Annotated in this window: 22 protein-coding genes and 2 pseudogenes; 16 read left to right on the plus strand and 8 right to left on the minus strand. The window is 58.2% G+C overall.

Annotation, left to right across the window (positions count from 1 at the left end; all coding sequences use genetic code 11):
• Window positions 1-202 (minus strand): hypothetical protein (locus tag ACQZ5N_RS15205; RefSeq protein WP_448733357.1); only part of this gene is annotated, 202 nt, incomplete at its 3' end.
• Between the two features lie 146 nt (window positions 203-348).
• Between ACQZ5N_RS15205 and ACQZ5N_RS15210 the strand changes: the two are divergent.
• A pseudogene (locus ACQZ5N_RS15210) lies at window positions 349-513 on the plus strand (ATP-binding protein); the annotation flags it as partial.
• Window positions 514-575: 62 nt separating this feature from the next.
• Here ACQZ5N_RS15210 and ACQZ5N_RS15215 read toward each other — a convergent pair.
• From ACQZ5N_RS15215 to ACQZ5N_RS15230, 4 genes are all read right to left on the minus strand, one after another.
• On the minus strand, window positions 576-1,385 hold the full coding sequence (locus ACQZ5N_RS15215) for a transglutaminase-like domain-containing protein (RefSeq protein ID WP_003504086.1): 810 nt from the start codon (window positions 1,383-1,385) through the stop codon (window positions 576-578).
• 132 nt (window positions 1,386-1,517) lie between these two features.
• A complete protein-coding gene (locus ACQZ5N_RS15220; protein ID WP_003504087.1) occupies window positions 1,518-1,742 on the minus strand; it encodes a hypothetical protein in 225 nt (74 codons plus the stop codon).
• Window positions 1,743-1,871: 129 nt separating this feature from the next.
• Entirely contained in the window at window positions 1,872-2,081 is a 210-nt protein-coding gene (locus ACQZ5N_RS15225) for a cold-shock protein (RefSeq protein ID WP_003504088.1), read from the minus strand.
• Between the two features lie 217 nt (window positions 2,082-2,298).
• Window positions 2,299-2,517: a hypothetical protein gene (locus ACQZ5N_RS15230; RefSeq protein ID WP_003504089.1), complete on the minus strand. Its 219-nt coding sequence runs from the start codon at window positions 2,515-2,517 to the stop codon at window positions 2,299-2,301.
• 114 nt (window positions 2,518-2,631) lie between these two features.
• Between ACQZ5N_RS15230 and ACQZ5N_RS15235 the strand changes: the two genes are divergently transcribed.
• Entirely contained in the window at window positions 2,632-2,925 is a 294-nt protein-coding gene (locus ACQZ5N_RS15235; RefSeq protein ID WP_060725691.1) for a hypothetical protein, read from the plus strand.
• Complete coding sequence (locus tag ACQZ5N_RS15240; protein ID WP_003504091.1) at window positions 2,922-3,191, plus strand: DUF1488 family protein; 270 nt, start codon at window positions 2,922-2,924, stop codon at window positions 3,189-3,191. Before ACQZ5N_RS15235 ends, ACQZ5N_RS15240 begins: the two co-directional genes overlap by 4 nt.
• Before the next feature lie 78 nt (window positions 3,192-3,269).
• On the opposite strand, the gene katE is transcribed toward ACQZ5N_RS15240, so the two are convergent.
• Window positions 3,270-5,417 carry a catalase gene (katE, locus tag ACQZ5N_RS15245; RefSeq protein ID WP_003504092.1) on the minus strand — a complete coding sequence of 716 codons (2,148 nt, stop codon included), beginning with the start codon at window positions 5,415-5,417 and terminating at the stop codon, window positions 3,270-3,272.
• 432 nt (window positions 5,418-5,849) lie between these two features.
• Here katE and ACQZ5N_RS15250 point away from each other — a divergent pair, with 432 nt between their 5' ends.
• The 3 genes from ACQZ5N_RS15250 (at window position 5,850) to ACQZ5N_RS15260 (ending at window position 7,552) form a co-directional block, all read left to right on the plus strand.
• Window positions 5,850-6,167, plus strand: a complete 318-nt coding sequence (locus tag ACQZ5N_RS15250) for a PepSY domain-containing protein (RefSeq protein WP_003504094.1) — start codon at window positions 5,850-5,852, stop codon at window positions 6,165-6,167.
• A gap of 21 nt (window positions 6,168-6,188) precedes the next feature.
• Window positions 6,189-6,770, plus strand: a complete 582-nt coding sequence (locus ACQZ5N_RS15255) for a general stress protein (protein ID WP_003504095.1) — start codon at window positions 6,189-6,191, stop codon at window positions 6,768-6,770.
• 65 nt (window positions 6,771-6,835) lie between these two features.
• Window positions 6,836-7,552 carry a DUF72 domain-containing protein gene (locus ACQZ5N_RS15260; RefSeq protein ID WP_035212728.1) on the plus strand — a complete coding sequence of 239 codons (717 nt, stop codon included), beginning with the start codon at window positions 6,836-6,838 and terminating at the stop codon, window positions 7,550-7,552.
• Here ACQZ5N_RS15260 and ACQZ5N_RS15265 read toward each other — a convergent pair.
• Window positions 7,530-7,757, minus strand: coding sequence for a hypothetical protein (locus ACQZ5N_RS15265; protein WP_448733358.1), 228 nt, complete (start codon window positions 7,755-7,757; stop codon window positions 7,530-7,532). The genes ACQZ5N_RS15260 and ACQZ5N_RS15265 overlap by 23 nt on opposite strands.
• 184 nt (window positions 7,758-7,941) lie before the next feature.
• On the opposite strand from ACQZ5N_RS15265, the gene ACQZ5N_RS15270 reads away from it, so the two are divergent.
• The 7 genes and pseudogenes from ACQZ5N_RS15270 to ACQZ5N_RS15300 all read left to right on the plus strand — a co-directional run bounded on the left by ACQZ5N_RS15270 (window position 7,942) and on the right by ACQZ5N_RS15300 (window position 15,337).
• Window positions 7,942-9,021 (plus strand): sensor histidine kinase, encoded by a 1,080-nt coding sequence (locus ACQZ5N_RS15270; RefSeq protein ID WP_003504098.1) that lies wholly within the window; start codon window positions 7,942-7,944, stop codon window positions 9,019-9,021.
• Window positions 9,022-9,321: 300 nt separating this feature from the next.
• Window positions 9,322-9,577: pseudogene (locus ACQZ5N_RS15275) on the plus strand (transposase); the annotation flags it as partial.
• Between the two features lie 530 nt (window positions 9,578-10,107).
• Entirely contained in the window at window positions 10,108-10,482 is a 375-nt protein-coding gene (locus ACQZ5N_RS15280; RefSeq protein ID WP_003504102.1) for a hypothetical protein, read from the plus strand.
• 162 nt (window positions 10,483-10,644) lie between these two features.
• On the plus strand, window positions 10,645-11,652 hold the full coding sequence (locus tag ACQZ5N_RS15285; RefSeq protein ID WP_003504104.1) for a sugar ABC transporter substrate-binding protein: 1,008 nt from the start codon (window positions 10,645-10,647) through the stop codon (window positions 11,650-11,652).
• Between the two features lie 89 nt (window positions 11,653-11,741).
• Window positions 11,742-13,301 carry a sugar ABC transporter ATP-binding protein gene (locus tag ACQZ5N_RS15290; protein ID WP_003504106.1) on the plus strand — a complete coding sequence of 520 codons (1,560 nt, stop codon included), beginning with the start codon at window positions 11,742-11,744 and terminating at the stop codon, window positions 13,299-13,301.
• A 25-nt stretch (window positions 13,302-13,326) separates the two neighbouring features.
• Window positions 13,327-14,334, plus strand: a complete 1,008-nt coding sequence (locus ACQZ5N_RS15295; protein WP_080867127.1) for an ABC transporter permease — start codon at window positions 13,327-13,329, stop codon at window positions 14,332-14,334.
• A 1-nt stretch (window position 14,335) separates the two neighbouring features.
• Window positions 14,336-15,337: an ABC transporter permease gene (locus tag ACQZ5N_RS15300; protein ID WP_087743090.1), complete on the plus strand. Its 1,002-nt coding sequence runs from the start codon at window positions 14,336-14,338 to the stop codon at window positions 15,335-15,337.
• 79 nt (window positions 15,338-15,416) lie between these two features.
• Here ACQZ5N_RS15300 and ACQZ5N_RS15305 read toward each other — a convergent pair whose 3' ends face one another.
• On the minus strand, window positions 15,417-16,835 hold the full coding sequence (locus ACQZ5N_RS15305) for an LLM class flavin-dependent oxidoreductase (protein WP_128286951.1): 1,419 nt from the start codon (window positions 16,833-16,835) through the stop codon (window positions 15,417-15,419).
• 308 nt (window positions 16,836-17,143) lie between these two features.
• Here ACQZ5N_RS15305 and ACQZ5N_RS15310 point away from each other — a divergent pair, with 308 nt between their 5' ends.
• The 3 genes from ACQZ5N_RS15310 to ACQZ5N_RS15320 all read left to right on the plus strand — a co-directional run bounded on the left by ACQZ5N_RS15310 (window position 17,144) and on the right by ACQZ5N_RS15320 (window position 21,289).
• The gene (locus ACQZ5N_RS15310) at window positions 17,144-18,589 is read left to right on the plus strand and encodes an FAD/NAD(P)-binding protein (RefSeq protein ID WP_448733359.1); all 1,446 of its coding nucleotides are present in this window, start codon (window positions 17,144-17,146) and stop codon (window positions 18,587-18,589) included.
• Window positions 18,590-18,747: 158 nt separating this feature from the next.
• Window positions 18,748-20,016, plus strand: a complete 1,269-nt coding sequence (locus tag ACQZ5N_RS15315; RefSeq protein ID WP_128286953.1) for an SfnB family sulfur acquisition oxidoreductase — start codon at window positions 18,748-18,750, stop codon at window positions 20,014-20,016.
• 10 nt (window positions 20,017-20,026) lie between these two features.
• Window positions 20,027-21,289, plus strand: a complete 1,263-nt coding sequence (locus tag ACQZ5N_RS15320; RefSeq protein WP_035212775.1) for an SfnB family sulfur acquisition oxidoreductase — start codon at window positions 20,027-20,029, stop codon at window positions 21,287-21,289.
• Window positions 21,290-21,348: the final 59 nt, after the last annotated feature.

Raw genomic sequence — 21,348 nt, forward strand, 5'->3', positions numbered from 1 at the left:
GTTGCACAATGACCGTCTCGCAAGCAGGCAGGTCGTTCTTTTCGAAGGATGATGTCCGCTTCGATGGCTCATGGGACAGGAGTGGACATTCTCCTCGCGGCCCCATACCGGCCAATCCAGAGAGCAAGTAGTTGCCCGGATTGGAAAGTTTTATACAAATACTGCCACTAAACGACAGGGTCGACAGTTCGAGTCCTTTCAAGAGCGCGGAATTGCTATCCGTTACCAGGGAATGATCGGATACGATTTTACAGCTTCGCCACCAACTCTTTCACCGCTTCTGCTTCTGTCTGCATCAACTAAGACGGGTAGTCTTGTACACTCGCTACCTGCTTGGGCCACGCTGGACTCCTGCAGTCGGAGATCTCCGAGAAACAGGCCCGGTCCATCCGCTACCAGCTCAGCATCGCCAAATTGCCTTTGGCAAAAGACATCGACGACTTCGACTTCGCCGACACGCCCGTCAATGAATCTCAGCTGCTCTTTCGCTCTAGGGCGACAGGATGTTTCGTTTATCGCCCGCAGCGGTGCCATGGCAAAAAAGGCAGGCGCGAACCTTCGCGCTTTACCGGTCGTTATCCAGCCAATTCTTCTGTAACCACCTCGAACCGCTTCAGCACAGCCGGTCCAAATGCGGTGGACAGCGCGACGTCTGTGGCATCGCGTCCTGTCGCCATCAATATGCGTCCGATGCGGGGCGTGTTGTGACGGGCGTCGACCGTATACCAGCGGCCGCTGAGATAGACTTCAAGCCAAGCGCTGAAATCCATCGGGTTGGGGTCTGTCGGCACGCCGATATCACCGAGATAACCGGTGCAATAGCGGGCCGGGATATTCATGCAGCGGCAGAGGGTGATAGCAAGATGCGCGAAGTCGCGGCAAACGCCGGTCCTGTCGTTGAACCCGCCATAAGCCGTCCTCAGCGGATCGGCTTTCTCGTAGTTGAAGACAATATGGGAATGGACGAAATCGACGATCGCCTGAACACGGGGCCAGCCGAGTGGTGTAGCGGAGAAGTTTTTCCAGGCAAAGTCCGCCAACCGGTCGGTGTCGCAGTAGCGGCTGCCCAGCAGGAACACCAGAACATCGTCCGGTAAATCCTTGATATCGTGCTGGAAGGCGTTTTCAGGAACGGGATCCGGCAGGCCGCCGTCATATATGTCGAAGCGCGTGGAGATCGTCGTCAGTCCGAGCGGTGCGGATATGCGGCTGCAGGCATTGCCGAAGATGTCCAGATATCCCCAGGCCTCGATCGGCCGGTCGAAGGTCAGGACCTGTTCGGTGAGCAAATCCGCGCGCCGGTCGGGATGGATGTTGAGAACCAGCAGCATCGCCGTCTCATTTTCGCATTCATAGGCAATATCGAACCCGGCGCGTATCTTCATGCAGCACTGTCCCTGAAAGAGCCATCGTCATGTCCTTTAGTCTGCAACGCTTTTACGCTCGCGACGTTCCGGCCGGTGGTCAGGTTGTCAAGGCAGGTCTTGTGCGGAGGACGATCACGGCGCGGATATCGATCAGCGCGCGCGGGCGCGTTTGGCAAGGAGAGCGGATGTTGCGGCGGTACGATCCGATAATTCCTTCGCAAGACGGGCTTCCCGAAGGCGCAGGGTCTTTGCATCGCGGGATTGCGCAATGGAATCGAGCTCTTCAAGCGCTTTTTCCTTCGCGAAGAACGGTGCCTGGATATGGCCGAAAGCGATCTCGGCCTTCTGGCGGGAAATACTGTATTTTTCTGTCATGGGTGTTCCGGTGATAGGGCTCGGCCAGCGAGCGAAAAACAAAAGGCCAGGCAATTTGCCTGGCCTTGATTGGGTTGGCGTGCTTCGTCAGTGCCAGTACATCCGTGGTCAAAGGGAAGCGCAGACCCGTTAGGCAGCTTGCAGATTGCAGGCCGACATTTTGCCTGACTTGTTGTCGCGCTCCAGCTCGAAGCCGATCTTCTGACCTTCGACGAGTTCGCGCATGCCTGCGCGCTCGACGGCGGAGATATGGACGAACGCGTCAGCGCCGCCATTGTCAGGCTGAATGAAGCCGAAGCCCTTGGTGGAATTGAACCATTTAACTGTGCCAGTGGTCATGATGAACCCTTTCATAGCAATAGAGAAACCACAGCACTCGTGCGCTGCGGATGATGATAGCGATTTTGAAAGGAAAGGTTCGTTCAGAACGCGGTGCCAGACGCGTGACAAGCAAAGCTAAGCAAGCAAATTCGATTGCTCCTTATATCCTGCCTCTGCCGGAGTGTCAACTATTGGTTTTTGACGATATTTAACCTCGTCAAAAAGTTGTGCTCCCTTATACGGCGTGTGGCCGCTCATCGCCTTGTTTTCCGCGCAATCCGGGCGCATGATTGGGCTTCGTCATGCTGGCCGCATGGCGCTGCGGTGTCAGAGAGGCGCTGTCTTCTTTTCTTCGTCCGATTGCAAATGTTTGCGCAAGCGTTTCGGTGTCATTTTTGACGATGCCGCGAAGTTTTACCCATTGCGACAGGCGTGTGCCGGTAGCGGCGATCATACACCATCAGCCATTTCTTTATGCCTCCGCGTAACGTTCGTCCGGCGGAACATGGCAATAGCGGCGTAGAATGAAACGGGCTCCACGCGGACGACATCCGCGTGCGAGTTCCATATGAAAGGCAACACCATGGAAACGTGCAACGAACACCGGCGCCAGGCGCTCAGGATAGAGACCTGGGAGAACGAAGGCGGCGCTCCCGTCTCCGATACGCTCGAGACCCAATATGGAAGACGGATCGAGAGGGATCAGAGCTGGACGATATACCATGTCTTCACCGGCGTGCCGGTGCGCATCGGTGGCCGCAGGCTGACCCATCTCAGCATAGCGGAAGCGACCGACGGTATGCTGTCCCTCAACCGGCGTAACGCATTGCGCAGGAAAGAGCGCACGGGGAGCAAGTCATGACGCTCGCTTTCCCCAACACGGCCCGCAGTTTTGACGAGGTGCGTAAAGCGGTTCGCTTTTTCGGCCATGACGGCATGTTCGAAATCCGGTTTTTTGTCGAGGCCGAAGCGCTCGGGAAGGGCCGGGGACACGCCATGAGCATGTCGGAAGCCCAGTGCCTTTCCTCTTTCGACGCGATGCGCACCGCCATCTACGCGGCGGCACGGAAGGTCTACGCCAAATCGCGTCGTAATATGAATATTCTGACTGCTTCCGACCTCGGCTAACCTGTCGCTGCGGATATTCCTTTCCCGAAAGTGCCTGCGCCACCAAGCGCCGCATCGCTGCCGCGCCCGCTGGTGATTTCATTTCATTGGCGGTGAAGCCTTTCCGAGCTTTACCGAAGGTTCCCGACCCCAGATACGAAGCTTGCCGAGGTTCGATACGAAGCCGGCGAGGCCTTCCTCCCCGGGGAGGGCAACGGTGCCCTCATCAAGAGCGTCGGCAATGCCGGCTTTTTCCAGCAAGGGCAGCGCCGACTGATCATAGCCGATGAACTTGCAGTGCTGGAAGGCATCGGCCACGAAGTCCCGCGCCGTTGCCTCATTGACCAGATCGTCTATCGCTTCGACGGAGGTCAGCAGTGCGACCGCATCGAAAAGAACGGACGGCCCGCCATCGATCATGTGATGGGCCTTAAACCAGCTGCCATCCGAGGCAGTGACGCCGCCGACTTTCGGCGCGATCAGTTCGCAGACGGCTTTCTCCCTGGCAATCGCCGACATCAGGCCATTCAGCAGCTTGGCATCGACCCCATCGGTGACGAGGATACCGAGCTTGCGGCCTTCGAAGCGCCTGGGGCCGCGCTCGACGATGCTGAGCGCTGGTGAGGGCTCCAGATCCTGACGGGTCGGCATAGCCGCATCCGCCGGCTTCGGCATCGACTTTAATCCCAGCTTCTGCGCAACGGTGGTTGCCAGCGTCTCGTCAATGTTCATCAGATGCGAAACCATGCGTTCGCGGATAACAGGTGTTTCCACCTTGCTCAGTTCGAATGTCAGGGCGGCGGCGATGTGACGCTGCTCGGGTGGTGTCTGGCTGATATAGAATTGTCGGGCCTGGCTGTAATGATCAGCAAAGCTTTCCGGGCGTAGCCGCGCCTTGCTTCCCTGTTCTTCGGCCGGGAAATGGCGATAGCCGCGGCTCGGCGATTCCCGCGGACCTTCACCAAACGAGTTCGGCTGGTAATTCGCCCTGCCGACAGGATTGCGCATGGCCATGTGGCCATCCTGCTGGAAATGCGCGAAGGGACACTTCGGCGCATTGATGGGCAGGTGGGTGAAGTTTGGCCCGCCAAGCCGTTTCAGCTGGGTGTCGAGATAGGAGAAGTTCCGTCCCTGCAACAGCGGATCATTGCTGAAGTCGATGCCCGGCGGCACGTTCTGGGTCATGAAGGCGACCTGCTCGGTCTCGGCGAAGAAGTTGTCGGGCATGCGGTCGAGCACCAGCCGTCCGATCGGCTGCGGCTTCAATACTTCCTCGGGGATGATCTTTGTCGGGTCGAGCACGTCGAAGTCGAAGCTGTCGGCAAAGTCCTGGTCGAACAGCTGCACCTGCAATTCCCATTCCGGGAAGTTGCCGGATTGGATGGCCTGCCAGAGGTCGCGGCGGTGGAAGTCGGGATCGGCACCGTTGATCTTGACCGCCTCGTTCCAGGCGACCGACTGAAGCCCAAGCTTCGGCTTCCAGTGGAACTTGACGAAGGTCGATTCGTCCTTGGCATTGACTAGGCGGAAGGTGTGGACGCCGAAACCTTCCATGAAACGGAAGGACCGCGGTATGGTCCGGTCCGACATCGCCCACATGATCATGTGCATGCTTTCCGGCGTCAGGCTGATGAAGTCCCAGAACGTGTCATGGGCGGTCTGCGCCTGCGGAAACGCCCGGTCCGGTTCCTGCTTGGCGGCATGGATCAGGTCGGGGAACTTGATGGCGTCCTGAATGAAAAACACCGGAATATTGTTGCCGACGAGATCCCAGTTGCCTTCCTGGGTGTAGAGCTTGACGGCGAAACCACGCACATCGCGCGCAAGGTCGACCGAACCCTTGTTGCCGGCAACCGTTGAGAAGCGGACGAAAGCCGGGGTCTTTTCGCCCGCTCGCTGCAGGAAATCCGCCCTGGTATAGGCCGAAAAGGATTCGTAGGTCTCGAAGAAGCCATGCGCGCCGTAACCGCGCGCATGCACCACGCGCTCGGGAATGCGCTCGTGGTCGAAGTGGAAGATTTTCTCCCGGAAATGGAAATCATCCACGACAAGCGGCCCGCGCGCGCCGATCCGCAGAGAATTCTGGTCGTCGGCAACCGGCCCGCCCTGGGCGGTCGTCAGCACAGGCGCGTCTGTTTCGGCCGTCTGGTGTAGCTCGCCGCCGGCGCCGCGCTCCAGCTTCTGGTCGTGAATAGTGACGGTCTCGGTCTTGTCTTGCGGTGATTTGCTGTTGGTGGTCTTGGCCATGGTGTGGCTCCTGAATTGGAAGGGGCCTATCGCGGCCCGGAAATGAAAAAGCCGCCCTGAAAGGCGGCCCGAACAGAGTGGGCGGCTCACGCCATTTTCGGCTGGGCCTTCAGTGTCTGGTTTGCGGAAAAGCCGATGTCCTCGAGCCTGTCAGGCGACACGTCATGCAATGTCTTTTCCGCAGGCATCTGGGAATCCGATCAAATTTTGAGTGCTGGACTTGGAGAACCCTTAAACCGTGGCGACGTTCCTGCGGCGGCAAAATAATTTTCATCCCGCCGCAATGCCTGCCCGCGCACCACCTCGGCAAGCCATTCACCGTCACGGAAACGCAAACGCCATCCAATTCTATTTGCAGAGCGGCGGAACCATGCGGCGAGCATAGTGTTTGCTGTGGGAGCCTGCTCGAAAGGCTACAACGAGGAAAAAATCATGAAAAAACTTCTCTTAGCCGCAGCGCTTGTCGGCGCGTCGACGCTTGCCGCCTTCGCACAGACCACCCCCGCCCCGGCAACCGATGGGAAAACGCCCGCCGTGGCCACGCCCGAGACCAAGAATCCGACAGCGCCTGTTGAAGGCGCAAACAGTTTCACCGAGGAACAGGCGAAAACACGCCTCACAGAGGCCGGATATACCGATGTCACCGGCCTTATGAAGGATGACAAGGGTGTCTGGCAGGCCAAGGCCTCGAAAGATGGCAAGCCGGTAAGCCTGGCGCTCGACTATCAGGGCAACATTGTCGCTAACTAATTCACTCTTCAGGAGAATCCTATGAAGACCGTTACAGGACTTTTCGACGACTACTCCGATGCCAGCGCGGCTGTCAGCGCGCTCGAAGAACGCGGTGTGCCATCCTCGGATATCAGCATCGTGTCGAACAATGCAGATGAACGCCACGGCAAGTCTACAAACGCCGCTGAAGGCGCCGGCATCGGTGCCGCCGTCGGTGGCGTGGGCGGTCTGCTCACCGGCCTTGGCATCATGGCAATTCCCGGCGTCGGGCCGGTGGTTGCCGCGGGCTGGCTTGCCGCTACGGCGGCGGGCGCCGTGGCCGGTGCCGTGGCAGGCGGTGCCGCCGGCGGGCTTATCGGCGCGCTGACGGAGTCCGGCGTGCCGGAAGACCATGCCCATGTCTATGCGGAAGGCGTTCGCCGCGGCGGCACGCTGGTAACCGCGAAAGTGGAAGACAGCCTTTATACGGACGCGCAGGATATCCTGCGCCAGTCCAACTGGGTTGATCCCGATCAGCGCCGTGAAGCCTATGCCAAAGAGGGCTGGTCACGCTTTGATGACACGCTGGACCCTTATGAACCAGCTGAAATCGAACAGGAGCGTCTGCGCTACAGACGCTAGATCTCGCAATGAAGAAAGGCCGGCATATGCCAGCCTTTCTTTCAAATCCGAGAGGGCGGACGAGAGTGCCGGTCATTGCAACAGCTGGATGGTCCATCCCCAGGACCGTGGCCCACCTTTTTCCCGAAACGGGAAGCGGGCTCAGCCGTTATGCCGCTGTTTTCAACGGCGTCGAGATCAATTCCACCTTCTATCGCCGCCACCGGATGACGACGTTCGAGCGCTGGGCAAACTCGGTGCCGGATGACTTCCGTTTCGCCGTGAAGCTGCCCCGAGAGATAACGCATGAGCATCGGCTGCATGCCATCGGTCAAATTTTCAAGACATTCGTTGAAGAGCTCGCGGGGCTGAATAGCAAGCTAGGCCCATTATTGTGCCAATTGCCATCCACCCTTAAGTTCGATGACAATGAGGCCACAGCCGCGTTCGAAGCCATGCGTGAGGTTTTTCCAGGCATGCTGGTAATCGAGCCGCGCCACACAAGCTGGGCCACGCCCCCGGCGGAAGAGGTTTTAACACGATATGCCGTTGATCGCGTTCTGGCCGATCCGGCACCGGTCTGGCCCGCAAGTGATTTTTCAGAGCTGCCAAGATATGTCCGTCTGCACGGTGCGCCCAGGATGTATTATTCGGACTACAGCGCGGAAGAAATCCGCTCTTTTGAAAAACGCCTTTCCGCCGGCTCCTGGTGCGTGTTCGACAACACGGCCTCCGGCGCCGCAATCCAGAACGCGCTGGCAATGCTCGATTGTGGCGTCGTTACGGAACAACGCGCGGGCTGACATCTTCGCTCACGCCGTCAAGCGCCAATGCCTCATCAATCTCAGCTGGTGATACCTGCAGGAACTGGTGTCGGCCCACCGTGATGGAAATCGCGGGTATCTCCAGATGGGTTGCCATCCGGCGATATGCCGTGAAGCTCAAACGCTCTTCTTCGAAGCGTTCGATCCATGCATCATCGTATGGAATAACTGGTATTGTGCTCATCGGTGACCGCCTCTACACATATTTCGGTCGACAGGCTTGTAATACGTCGCTCGTCTGCGTTCTGCAGTAATGATGTTGCTGCGCCAACATCAGACGTTGCGCTACGAGTAAAACGGAATATCTTCAGGGAAAGTCCACGGGACTGCTAGCAAAGATTCCACATTCACAACTCGGATGCCGGAAAATGGAAGACGATCGGCGTGCCGACGATGGCGAAATAATCAAAGACCGTCTGAAGCGGCTGCAAGCAGATATGATGGTAGCGCAGCCGGGACATGAAGCCGCGGCTTTCCTCGCGGCTATCGTTGAATCTTCCGATGACGCTATTATCAGCAAATCCTTAAAGGGGATCATAACTACTTGGAACCTGAGTGCGGAGCGGCTCTTCGGCTATACGGCGGACGAAGCAATAGGGCAACCAATTACCATTCTTATCCCGGAGGATCGTTTGGGCGAAGAGCCGGCGATCCTGACGCGGATTAATGCGGGAGAGCGCGTCGATCATTTCGAGACGATCCGCCGCCGTAAAGACGGCACCCTCATTGACATTTCCCTTACGATCTCGCCCATTCGGAGCTGCGACGGTAAGATCATCGGCGCTTCCAAGATCGCCCGCGATATCTCGGAACGGAAACGTGCGGCAGAGCATCAGAATATGCTGCTTCGGGAGATGCATCATCGCGTCAAAAACCTTTTTGCGATTACCGGCAGCATCATAACGCTGGCCGCACGCACGGCGCAGTCACCTGCCGAACTCGCCGACAGCATGAAGAATCGCCTGATTGCATTATCGCGCGCTCACCAACTGACTTTGCCTAGCTTCAGCGGCGGCGAAGCTTCCCCTGAACAGTCCACCACGTTCTTTACTCTCCTGTCTAACCTGCTCTCTCCGTTTGAAGAGAAAGACGCCGGGCAATGGCATCTGCATGGAGAGAACCCACCCATCGGTGCCGACCGCGTGACAAGCCTCGCACTGCTTTTTCACGAGTATGTTACCAACGCAGTGAAGTACGGTGCTCTTTCTGTGGCTGACGGACGGCTGGATATTTCGGTGACGTCAGAGCCTGACTATTTCGAGATCGCATGGCAGGAATCGAATACAGGAGCCACGACAGTCGGGCGGGCCAAGGAAACCGGCTTCGGAACGACTCTCGAAAAGATGTTGGTCCAGAGCCTGAATGCCCAGGTATCAAGGGACTGGCAACCGCACGGGCTTCTCATCAATCTTACACTTCCGCGCGATGCGTTTGCGCGTCCGTCATAAGCAATACGCCGAAAAACGAACCGATTTTAAGAAGTATCCGTCGACGGCAAGAGATGAGGTGTCGCTGTTGGTGTTATCTGAGCGTCACACTTCGGCTCTACGAGTGAACAATGCAACGTTATCTCTTTGTGTTGTTCCTTCTTGCGCTGACCCAGATTACCGGCTGGGGAGCGGTGAGCGTCTTGCCGGTGATCGCGACAACAGTCGCGACAGAATTCTTGACGTGCCCCCAATAAATTAGGCCATTTAGAACTGGAATTTTCCGCTTATGATCCCTGGTGGGAAGAAGAGGAGAATTCGATGAAGGCCTCGAAGTTTTCGGAAGCGCAGATCGCATTCGTGTTGAAGCAGGCAGAGGATGGCACGCCGATCGGCGAGGTCTGCCGCAAGGCAGGAATTTCGGACGCGACGTTTTACAATTGGCGCAAAAAATACGCGGGCTTGATGCCCTCGGAGATGAAGCGGCTGCGGCAGCTTGAGGAAGAATGCCAAGCTGAAGCGGATTGTTGCCGACCTGTCGCTGGACAAGGCCATGCTGCAGGATGTGCTTTCAAAAAATGTATGGTCCGCCCTGTCATTGCAAGGATTTTAGGTTCCGGCGGGGCAAAGATGGAGGATTGGCTTTCGCTCATGAACGGCTCGTAGGCGCCATCGCCGCACTGAGTCTTAACCCCGGAAAATTCCAGCTCCCGCTGGCCCAAATTCGGGGAGCACGTACGATAGCGTGACTGAGCATTACATGACCAAATGAGGCAAGTATTTTCCAAGCGTCTTTTCCACCTGTGGGACCTAGAATTTTTGCCATCCCCCGGTCGCCAAAGCTCCCTGCTGCTTCGCTCATGGGGACCGAGTGGCGTTGTCGCCTCTCTTACCCAAACAGCTGTTCCGCCCGGCCTCCTTCATTCCGCTGCGCTGCACTACGTGCAGCCGGTTCCTCGCGAATCCCTGTTGTACCAGTCCATCCCCACCGCTCGCGCCGTTCCGGGAAACAGGACGAGCCTATTTCCCTGCCCATTCCGATGAGGAAACGGGACAAATCATCTCGATCTATCCGACCTGCCGATCGTCCAGCCTCTGCCGGATACGTTGCTGCCGGAAGTAACAAGCATCAACCGCCGTCGCGGCCGGGTGGAAGTCTTCCGTCGATACGCCAAAGAGGGGCTGTCACTGCGCGAGCTGATTATCCAGGCGCAGGAAACAGGACATTGGTCCGTGGCGGGCACGCCTGAGAAACTTGTCGACGCAATCGAAGAGCGATATCGGGCGGGAATTCTCGACGTGCTTTCCCTTCACGGGTTTGGCAATCCGGAGCAGGAGGATTTGCTAGTCAACGGGCTTCTGCCGGAACTACGCCGCCGCGCAATAGTCGATACGGACCACATCGGTGACGACTTCCGCACCAATCTGCAACTACCCGGACTTGCGGACTCGGACAATTTCATCGGGTCTCGGACCGCTTAAAGTCCTGTCGATCAAGATGGCTACTCCTTTTGTCAACAGAGCCCAATCAATCCGATCCGACGGCTTAAAAATTTTCCGCATCGGCTCGCATTTGGAAAATCCTGTCTGTTGGCGGCAAATTCCATATTTTATTTATAGATTATATCTATTTTGGGGACGCACATGACAGAAGATATTTCCTCTTCCGGGTTTAATCGCCGCAACCTCCTGAAACTGGCGGCGGTTGCTGCTGCAGCCGTTGGCACGCAGGCGGTTTCCGGTTCGCACGCTTTCGCCGAACAGGAGCTTTCCCTGAAGGGCAAGCGCATCGGCATCAGCGCCACCGGTACGGATCATTTTTTCGATCTGCAGGCCTATAATGCCCAGATCGAGGAAGTGAAGCGCCTCGGCGGCGAACCGATCGCGGTTGACGCAAGCCGCAATGACGGCAAACTGGTGTCGCAGCTTCAGACGCTGATCGCCCAGAAACCGGATGCGATCGTGCAGCTTCTGGGCACCTTGAGCGTCATCGATCCCTGGCTGAAAAAGGCGCGTGATGCGGGCATCCCCGTCTTCACCATCGATGTCGGCTCGACCAATTCACTGAACAACGCCACCTCGGACAATTGGGGCATCGGCAAGGATTTGGCGTTGCAGCTCGTTTCCGATATCGGCGGCGAAGGCAATATCGTTGTGTTCAACGGTTTTTACGGCGTGACGCCCTGCGCCATCCGTTATGACCAGCTTGTCAACGTCACGAAGTATTTCCCCAAGGTGAAGATCATCCAGCCGGAACTGCGGGACGTCATTCCGAACACCGTTCAGGACGCCTTTACGCAGATCACCGCAATTTTGAGCAAATATCCGGAAAAGGGCTCGATCAAGGCGATCTGGTCGGCGTGGGATATTCCGCAGCTCGGTGCAACACAGGCGCTGGTCGCGGCGGGGCGCTCGGAAATCAAGACCTATGGTGTTGACGGTAGCCCTGAAGTTCTTCAGCTTGTCGCCGACGCCAATTCTCCCGCTGCGGCCGATGTCGCCCAGCAGCCTGCCGAACTGGGTAGAACGGCCATCCGCAATGTCGCACGTTATCTGGCGGGCGAAACCTTGCCGCGCGAAACATATGTTCCTGCCCTTCTCGCTAACAAGGTGAATGTCGGTGAGGTCTCCAAGAAGCTCGGCATCGGTTGAGGCACTGGCCTGCATGGCGCGGTGCGGTTGCTCCGCGTCTGTCGGGATTTGGCCCAGGAATCTGAATCGCCTTGCATGGAGCGTTTGCCGTGGCTGTCGCAACATATCCGGATCATCAAGTCGAGTCCCGTGAGACGGACGACATCATTCGTCTGCGCGATATTACCAAGTCCTTCAGCGGCGCTCAGGCACTCTCCGGTGCATCGCTTGCCGTGCGTCGTGGTACCGTTCACGGTCTCGTTGGCCAGAATGGCGCCGGCAAATCGACCCTCATCAAGCTGCTGGCCGGTTTGTACGGGGCGGATGGCGGTTCGATCGAGATCGACGGAAAATCCCATGATCGGTTGACGCCGCATCTTGTGGAAAAGCTCGGTATTCATTTCATCCATCAGGATCGGTTGCTGGTGCCGACATTCACGGTCGGCGAAGCGCTGTTTCTGGCGCGTGAACTACGTATCAGGGGAACGCCGTTTCTCGACCGCCCGCTGATGCGCCGCCGCGCCGCAGAGGTCCTAGAGCGCTACTTCGGTGTGCGCCTGCCGAACTCGGCGCTGATTTCCGATCTTTCGGCGGCGGAAAAACAGATCATCCAGATCACGCGTGCGCTGCTCGACAATCCCAAGATGCTGGTGTTCGACGAACCCACTGCAGCCCTCGTGCGGCGTGAGGTGGAGCTGCTGTTTGCGCTTATCCGCCGGCTGCGAGAGGATGGCATAACTGTTATCTATATCTCGCACTATCTTAGCGAGATCGTCGATATCTGTGACAAGGTGACGGTTCTGCGCAATGGTCGGGATGTGGCGACCCTTTCTGTTTCCGAGACATCGGCAGCTGAAATCGGCGCGCTGATGGTCAATCGTGAGATCGCCGAGTTTTACCCCAAGCCCGAGATCGTTCCGGGTGCAAATCTCCTTTCTGTAAAGGCTCTTTCGCTTGCCGATAGATATTCGGATGTCAGCTTCACCTTAAGAAAAGGTGAGGTACTCGGCCTCGCCGGATTGGTCGGTTCGGGCGCAAAGGAAGTCATCCGCACCCTTTTCGGGCTTGAGATGGCCTCGTCCGGAACCATAGAAGCGGGCGGCGGGACGATATCGGCCGCCAGTCCGGCATATGCGACGGCGCAGCGTCTCGCACTCGTTCCCGAGGATCGCCGCCGCGATGGCGTCGCGCTCGATCTCACCGTTGCTGAAAATACCACCCTTGCCAGTCTCGGGCGCTTTTCCCGTCTTGGATTCCTCAGGAAAACAGACGAACGGCGGCAGACGGACGATCTGATCAAGCGGTTGCAGATAAAAACGGAAGGGCCGGATGCGCTGGTAAGAACCCTCTCCGGCGGCAACCAGCAGAAGGTCGCAATCGCCAAATGGCTGAGCCGTCAGTCGGAAATCTATCTTCTCGATGAACCATCGGTCGGGGTCGATATCGCCGCCAAGGTCGAGATTTATACGCTGATCGGCGAACTCGCGGCGCGTGGTGCCGGCGTCATCGTCCTTTCCTCCGATATCGAGGAGCTTCTGGGCATAACGGATCGGGTCCTGGTGTTCTTCCGCGGACAAATCACACGCGAATTCATCTCGAAAGACACACAGCAGGAACAAATTCTATCGGAGGTCACAGGTGCTTCGGACGCCAATACTCACAGTCGCTGACGCCGCGTCCACCGCGCCTCACGATTTGAATTTCCCGCAGCAAGCGCCCTTTCGGTTTTCACGCGACAGCAATATTCGTCGAAGGCTTGCCACCGTTGCCCTGCGCGGCGGCGCGCTTGCGGTCTTTATCGCGGTTTTTGCCTTTTTTTCGCTAGCGGCGCCGGTTTTCCTGTCGGTAGGCAATATCGGTAACGTGCTGGCGCAATCGGCCATTGGCGGCGTTCTCGCCATCGGGCTGACGATCGTTGTCATTGCCGGCGGTTCCAACGTGGTGACCGGCGGCATCGATCTGTCGCTGGCGGCAAATATGGGGCTGAGCGCTGCGGTTTACGCAACCCTGACCCAGGCCGGATATGGCGATGCCGCAGCCGCTGCGGGAGCGCTGGGAACTGGCGCTGCAATCGGCGCCGTGAATGCGCTCGCCGTCACGATGGTCGGCATCGTGCCGCTTCTGGCGACGCTGGCGGTGATGAATGTCGTGGCCGGGCTCGAACTGGTTCTGACGCAGAATACCGTGATCCCGGCCTCCACCGATTTCCTCTCGGCGCTCTCCGCCAGCGGCCCCGCCGGAATACCGGTACTGGCCTATGTGCTCATCTTTTTTGCCGGGCTGGTGGCAGCGGTGGTGCAATATACGCCTTTGGGGCTGCGTCTTTATGCTGTGGGTGAATTTCCTGAAGCGGCGCGGGCTGCCGGGCTACCGGTAAAATCCTTCGTGGCTGGCGCATTCGTGACGAGCGGTCTGTTTGGCGGCTTCGCAGGAATATTATCCGTATCCTATCTCAGCGGCAGCACCACCGGGTCGGGTGAAATGCTGTTGCCCGTGGTGGTCACTGCGCTTCTCGGCGCCGTCTTTTCACGCCGTCTGGTGCCGACGGTGACCGGCACGCTGCTGTCGGTTCTCTTCGTCGGTTTTCTGGTCAACGGCTTTCAGCTTCTCAACATTTCCAGCACGCTGGTGAGCGGCGTTCAGGGTCTGCTGATCCTGCTCGTCGTGTCGGCCACGACCCTTTTACGTCGGGAGAACCGGTAAGATGTCGTCTGTCGCGACCACTCCGCATGATAAAACCACGATCATCCCGATCCTGCGGGCCGCGGCGCGCTTTGCGCTGCCATCGGCGCTGCTGATCGTTTTTGCCCTGTTCGCAACGCTTGCGCCCGGATTTCTGACCGCAACGAACCTCATCAGCGTGCTGGTCAACAATTTCGTCTTGCTGGCGATTGTTTCCATCGCCATGACCTTCGTTGTGGCTTCGGGTGGAATCGATCTTTCCGTAGGTGCCGCCATCGATTTTGCAAGTCTTGCCTTTGTGTCGCTGGTCCTTGCCGGGCAGTCAGTGGCAATAGCCGCGCTGGCGGGTATTTCTGCCGGTGCGCTGGTTGGCGTTTTTAACGCCGTTCTCATCGCGGGCATCGGCATTTCGCCGTTCCTCGCCACGCTTGGCACCCTGTTCGTTGGCCGCAGCATTCAGCAATTGCTGACCAATGGTGGCAATCCTGTCTATCTGCCTCCCGCCGGCGTGCCGGAGACCTTTCGGTTTCTCGGCCATGGACACCTCTTCGGTGTCTCTGTTTCACTGGTTGTCGCGTTTGCTGTCGTCGTCGCTGCCTGGATCATTCTGTCTGGAACGCGCTTTGGTCGCGTCGTCGTTTCCTCAGGAATCCAGGCCAGTGTCGTCCGCTATTCGGGCATCCGGCTTTCCGGTCATGTGGCGGCGGTCTATGTTCTGGCGGCGGCTGTTGCCGCCATTGCGGGACTCATCATCACCTCGACGGTTACTGTTTACATTCCATCATCCGGCAACGCCTTTCTGCTGAATGCGATTGGCGCCACCTTCATCGGCACGACACTTGATCCAAGGGGCCGGCCGAATGTGCCCGGCAGTGTTCTCGGCGTTCTGCTGCTCAGCATCGTCGCCAACGGTCTTCTGCTGTCTGGCCTGAATTTCTACTGGCAGCAGGTCGGCACGGGCCTGTTGATCTTCCTCGTGCTCGCCATCGGCTTTGCTAATCGCAAGGCGACCGCACATGCATGAATCGCCCCGTAAGGGGCGGCGCGCAAGATAAAGTCTTGGGATCGCAGGTGGTGTGGAACGGCTTGGGCGATGGGTCGTTTTATACCGCAGCGCTCTTTGGCACCGCGTTGGCCGCTTCTGCCTCTTCCCGTTTGATTGCTTCAATGTCGCGATAGCGGTTGGCCGGATGATTGGCTGCCAGGTAGTCGCCATCGCCGAAGAGCTTTTCCCGGAGTGTTCCGGGCTTATACGCGATCGGATAGACGCCGCGTTTCTGGAGTTCCGGTACTATATAACCGACAACATCCTCGAAACTGTCTGGTGTCACCGCATAGGCAAGGTTGAAGCCGTCGACATCCGTATCGTCCACCCATTCCTGCAGAATATCGGCGATGCGGGAAGGGGAACCGACAAAAACCGGCCCCATGCCGCCGATGCCGCCGAATTTCGCCAGTTCGTCGATCGTCCAGGATTTGTCGCCGCCGGCTATGTGCTCGACGAAAGAATGAATCGCATTGGTTTCAACCTTCCTGACCTGATCTGTCGGTGCATACTGGCCGAAATCGATACCGCTCCAGCCGGACATGAAGACCAGCGAGCCGTCATAAGAGACATAATCCCGGTATTCCTCGAACTTCTTTTGCGCCTTTTCTTCCGTCTCGTCGGTGATGATGGTGACCAGCGTGTAGATGTATACCTTTTTGGGATCGCGCCCGGCTTCGGCGACGCGGCGGCGGGTTTCCGCGACGTGCTGTTTGAGAACCGATCTGGTCGGAGCAGCCACGAAAATGCACTCCGCATGTTCGGCGGCAAAGGCCTTGCCGGGGCCTGAAGCGCCCGCCTGATAGAGAACGGGGGTGCGTTGCGGCGAGGGCTCGCTCAGGTGATAACCCGGCACCTCGAAATATTTGCCCTTGTGGCCGATCTCGTGAACCTTGGCGGGATCGGTGAAGATGCGGCGGTCACGGTCGCGCAGCACCGCGCCTTCTTCCCAGCTTCCCTCGAAAAGCTTGTAGAGCACTTCGATATATTCGGCGGCGACTTCATAGCGGTTGTCATGGCGACGCAGGCCGCCCTGGCCGATATTCTTCGCCCCGCTTTCCAGATAGGAGGTTACGATATTCCAGCCGATCCTGCCTTTGGAGTGGTGATCGGCGGTCGAGAGCCGGCGCGCAAATGTGTAGGGATGTTCGAACGAGGTGGAAGCCGTAATGCCGATGCCCAGATGTTCCGTCGCCAGCGCAATGGGGGCGGCAAGCTGCAGCGGATCATTGACCGGTATCTGCGCCGCCTGATGAAGGGCGTGATAGTTCGACCCCTTATAGACGTCGTAATAGCCTATGACGTCGGCGATGAAGATGCCGTCGAACACGCCACGTTCCAGCGTTCGTGCCAGATCCTGCCAATAATCGAGATCCTTGTATTTCCAGGATTTATCGCGTGGATGCGCCCAAAGCCCGGGCGACTGGTGGCCAACGCAATTCATGTCGAAGGCATTGAAGCGGATGGTCTTGCTCATGCTGAACTCCCAGATATGTCGCAGCCGAGAATAAAGAGTGCAGCAAGCGGGTGATAGTTTCTTGATGTTCTTTATAGACTAACCAGAGGAATAAAATTGCGTGTCGGCCGGGACGGGCAGCAGCCTCATCCCCGCACCTCCCGGAGAGCAAAATGTGTACGGGAACGAAACCGATGCCGTATGACAGGCGTGGCAGATGAATTTTCCCCGCTGCGCGCCAAAATTGGAACTTCAGCAGGCTACTAAAACGACAAATGCTGTAGATTTTCTCCGTGGGCCAAAGAACCGGTGGGATCACACGAGTTGAAATGTCAGTAAACGGAAAGAGTGCCATCGTCGCCATTATTGGTGGTGGATTTAGCGGGGCGGCGCTTACTGCCCATCTCCATCGCGCCGTTGAAGGGCGGGAGGTGAGGATCATCGTCTTCGAACCGAGGGCTAAGCTCGGCTCGGGGCTTGCCTATTCCACGCCGGAACCTGCCAACCGGATCAACGTGCCGGCCGGGCGCATGACGCTTTATCCCGACGATCCAGATAGTTTTGTCCGTTATCTCGCGAGAACCAATGTACTGGCGGGTGATGTGGACGCAGTTTTACCGGACGGGCAGGCCTATCCTCAGCGCCGTGTCTTCGGCGCCTATGTCGCCGCCGAGATCGCTCCGTTGCTGGAAGCGGGTATCGTCGAACACAAGCGCAGCCGCGTGGAGCAGGTGGCCCGCCACGGTGATGGCTGGCAAGTGCATACCGCAGATGGCGACAGTCACTTCGCGCATATCGTGGTGGTGGCGACAAGCCACCCCCCGCCGGCTCTTCCACGCGCGCTGGAAACGCTTGCCAGCCATCCGAAGCTGGTGGCTGACGTGAATGCAGACGCCGCACTGGACAATATCGCGGCAGGTGACCGCATTCTGATTGTTGGCAATGGCCTGACGGCGGCCGATGCGTTTGCTGCGCTGAAGCGGCGCGGCCATCATGGGTCGGTCGTTTCGCTGTCGCGCCGGGGTTTGCGGTCGCGGGGTCATCCGGCCGTGCCGCAGGAGCCCTATGGGGACTTCATCGATCCGCCGTCGAGACGCGCATCGGAATTATTGCGGCGGATTCGTGGGGCTTTGCGAGAGGCGCAAGCCGGTGGCGTGAGCTGGCATGGCGTTCTGGATGCCGTCCGCCTGCAGGGGCGGGATATATGGCGGAATCTCCCCCTTCACGAACGGCGCAGGGTTGTGCGTTGGCTGCGTCCCTTCTGGGATGCGCATCGGTTCAGGGTTGCGCCGCAGGTGGAGACGCTGCTGGATGCGGCCGTCATTGCCGGCCAGTTGCAGATCGTCGCCGGTTCGCTTGTCTCCACACGGCTTGGCCAAAGCGGTTCGCTGCATATCGACCTTAGATATCGTGGTGAAAAGGATGTCACGCCGATTGACGTCGATGCGGTGATCGTCACGACTGGCCCGGCCCATGGCGGAATACTGAAATCGCAAGTCTTTCTTGCCGGTCTGGAGGTGGCGGGTTTGCTGACCCTCTGCCCCACCGGGCTCGGAATTCGCTGCGACGAGCAATCACGCGCTGTCGGCCAACAGGGCCAGACAATCGAAACATTGCTGATCGGCGGTCCGCTGGCGCGCGGAACCTTCGGAGAATTGATGGGGCTGCCTCAGGTCACGGAACATGCGGTCTATGTGGCGCATGAGATAGCGCGCAGCCTTGCATCGATTGTGGTGAACCCTCGGCCCACCCCGGCGCAATCAGTCCCGGGGTAGATATTTCACTCTCCATCCGCTCAATGCATCTTTTATTTTTTCTTGATTACAGAGAAAAACCTTCCCTTTTTTAGAGCATAAAAAACATAGAATTACTGTTCAGTGCTGTGCCTTGTGCGATGCTCACGCCATCATTCACCGTGTTTGCGAGGCGGCCCATGGGCACGATTTCCGAGACCAAGATCGACTACAGTGTTCATCCGCGCGTCAATTCCGTTGATCCGATTTCGCCGCGGCCGCGTCCGGTAACGCCTGCGCATATCGTCTCATCGGACGCCGAAGCGATAGAAATCGCGCAGCGGCTGGCGGAAAAATTTAAGGTCGGTGCCGCACTGCGTGATCGTGAAGGCCTGCTGCCGATTGAGGAGTTGGACGAATATTCTGAGAGCGGTCTCTGGAGCATCAATGTCCCCAGGGCTTATGGCGGGCCGGAAGTCTCTTACGCAACGCTTGCCAGGGTCATCGCCACAATCGCGGCGGCCGATCCCGCCATCGCCCAGATCACCCAGAACCATCTGGCAATCGTCGCCACCGTCGAACTTGATGGTACCGAAGAGCAGAAAAAGCTGTTTTTCAGCTGGGCGCTTCAGGGCATTCGCTACGGCAACGCGTTTTCCGAACTGAAAAGCAAGACGGTTGCCGATTTCGAGACGAAAGTGGTCCATGACGGTGACAGCGTCGTCGTTAATGGCGAGAAATTTTATACAACCGGCGCGCTTCTGGCGCATATCGTGCCCATTGTCGCCCTTGATGAAACGGGTCAGGGATATCTGGTTTTCGCCGACCGCGATGCTGCGGGCCTGACGGTCACCAATAATTGGTCGAGCTTCGGCCAGCGCACCACGGCATCGGGATCGGTGAAGATCGAAAATGTTCGCGTGCCAAAGGAGCGGGCGGTCAAGGTCACGTCCTTCGATCACCCCACCATCGGCGGGCCGGTTTCGCAGATCATCCAGTCTGCAATCGACGTCGGCATCGCTCGGGGAACGATCGATGACACCATCGCTTTCATCGGCAAACATAGCCGCCCGTGGCTCGACAGCGGCAAGCAGACGGCGGGTGAAGACCTCTTCACCATCGCTGCCATCGGCGATCTGAAAATCCGTCTGCATGCAGCCGAAGCGCTTCTCGAGATCGCCGGTTACAGCATCGACGCCGCCAAGCGGAACACGACGCTGGAAACCGTCTCGGAGGCGACGATAAAGACCGGTGAATCGAAGGTTCTCACCACCGAAATTGCCATTCTGGCAACGAACAAACTGTTCGAACTTGCGGGCACCCGTTCCACGCTTGCCGAACATGGGCTGGACCGGCACTGGCGAAATGCCCGCGTTCACACACTGCACGATCCGGTGCGGTGGAAGTATTTCCATGTGGGAAATTATTATCTGAACGGTGCGCATCCGCCGCGCCACGCCTGGAACTGAGGTCGCCTCGATGACAACGACCGATCGGAAGCTGCATCGCGAGGCCGCGTTGACCTCGGGAAAGCCTGCGCCGCATATTCCGCCGCGCCGGGCGAAGGCTCACATCATAAAGGACGATGCGGAGGCGATTGCCGTTGCCAGGGAGCTGGCGCTTGCCTTTACTGCCGGTGCCGCCGAACGCGACCGGGAGCGGCGCTTGCCGCTTGCCGAAATAGAGCGCTTTTCGCAAAGCGGCCTGTGGGCCATTACCGTGCCGAAAGAATATGGTGGCGCTGGCGTTTCGACGGCGACGCTGGCGGAAGTGACGGCGCTCATTTCCGCAGCCGATGGTAGCATCGGGCAAATTCCGCAAAATCACTTCTATATGGTCGAGGCGTTGCGGCTTTCGGGCAGCGAAGAGCAGAAGCGGCACTATTTCCAGCGTGTTCTCGAAGGAGACCGGCTGGGCAATGCCTTCACCGAAATCGGTACCAAAACCCCTGTTGATTACAAGACGCATTTTGCCGAGCGGGATGGCAGACTGCTGCTGAACGGTCAAAAATTCTATGCCACCGGCTCCCTCTTTGCTCATATCATCGTTGCCGTCGCCAAGGGACCGGATGGGCGGGTGAACATCGTCTTCATCGATCGTGCGACGGCGGGTCTTACGTTGATCGATGACTGGACGTCGTTTGGTCAGCGGACGACCGGCAGCGGCACTGTCACCTTCGACGATGTCGAAATCACGCCGTTCCAGATCGTAGACCATGATGTGGTTTTCGAGCGGCCGACCCCTATGGGCCCTTTCGCACAGATCATTCATGCTGCGGTTCAGGTCGGCATCGCGCGCGGCGCTCTTGCGGAGACGATATCCTACGTTCGAGCCCACGCCCGCCCGTTTTTCGAGCTGAGCATCGAGCACGGTTACGAAGACCCGCACACCATTCACGCCGTTGGAGATGTTTCCATCCGTATGCATGCGGCGGATGCCCTGCTGGCGAGAGCGGGCCGTATCCTCGACATTGCGACGGCGACACCGGACGAAAAAACAGTCGCCGCCGCCTCCATCGCGGTCGCGGAGGTCAAGTCGCTTGGCACGGAAGTCGCTCAACTGGCCGCAACAAAGCTCATCGAACTCGGTGGCGCGCGCTCCACGCTGGAAAGCTACGGGCTCGACCGCTACTGGCGCAACGCTAGAACCCACTCGCTGCACGATCCCGTTCGCTGGAAGTATCACCACATCGGCAACTTCTATCTGAACGGCGCGCTGCCGCCGCGACACGGGGCGATCTAACTTCGCGATTCAAAACCAAAAATGTCCTCTCCCACCTGCGATCATCGATCGCCGGACAC

This window comes from Agrobacterium sp. 22-221-1, from assembly GCF_053522445.1.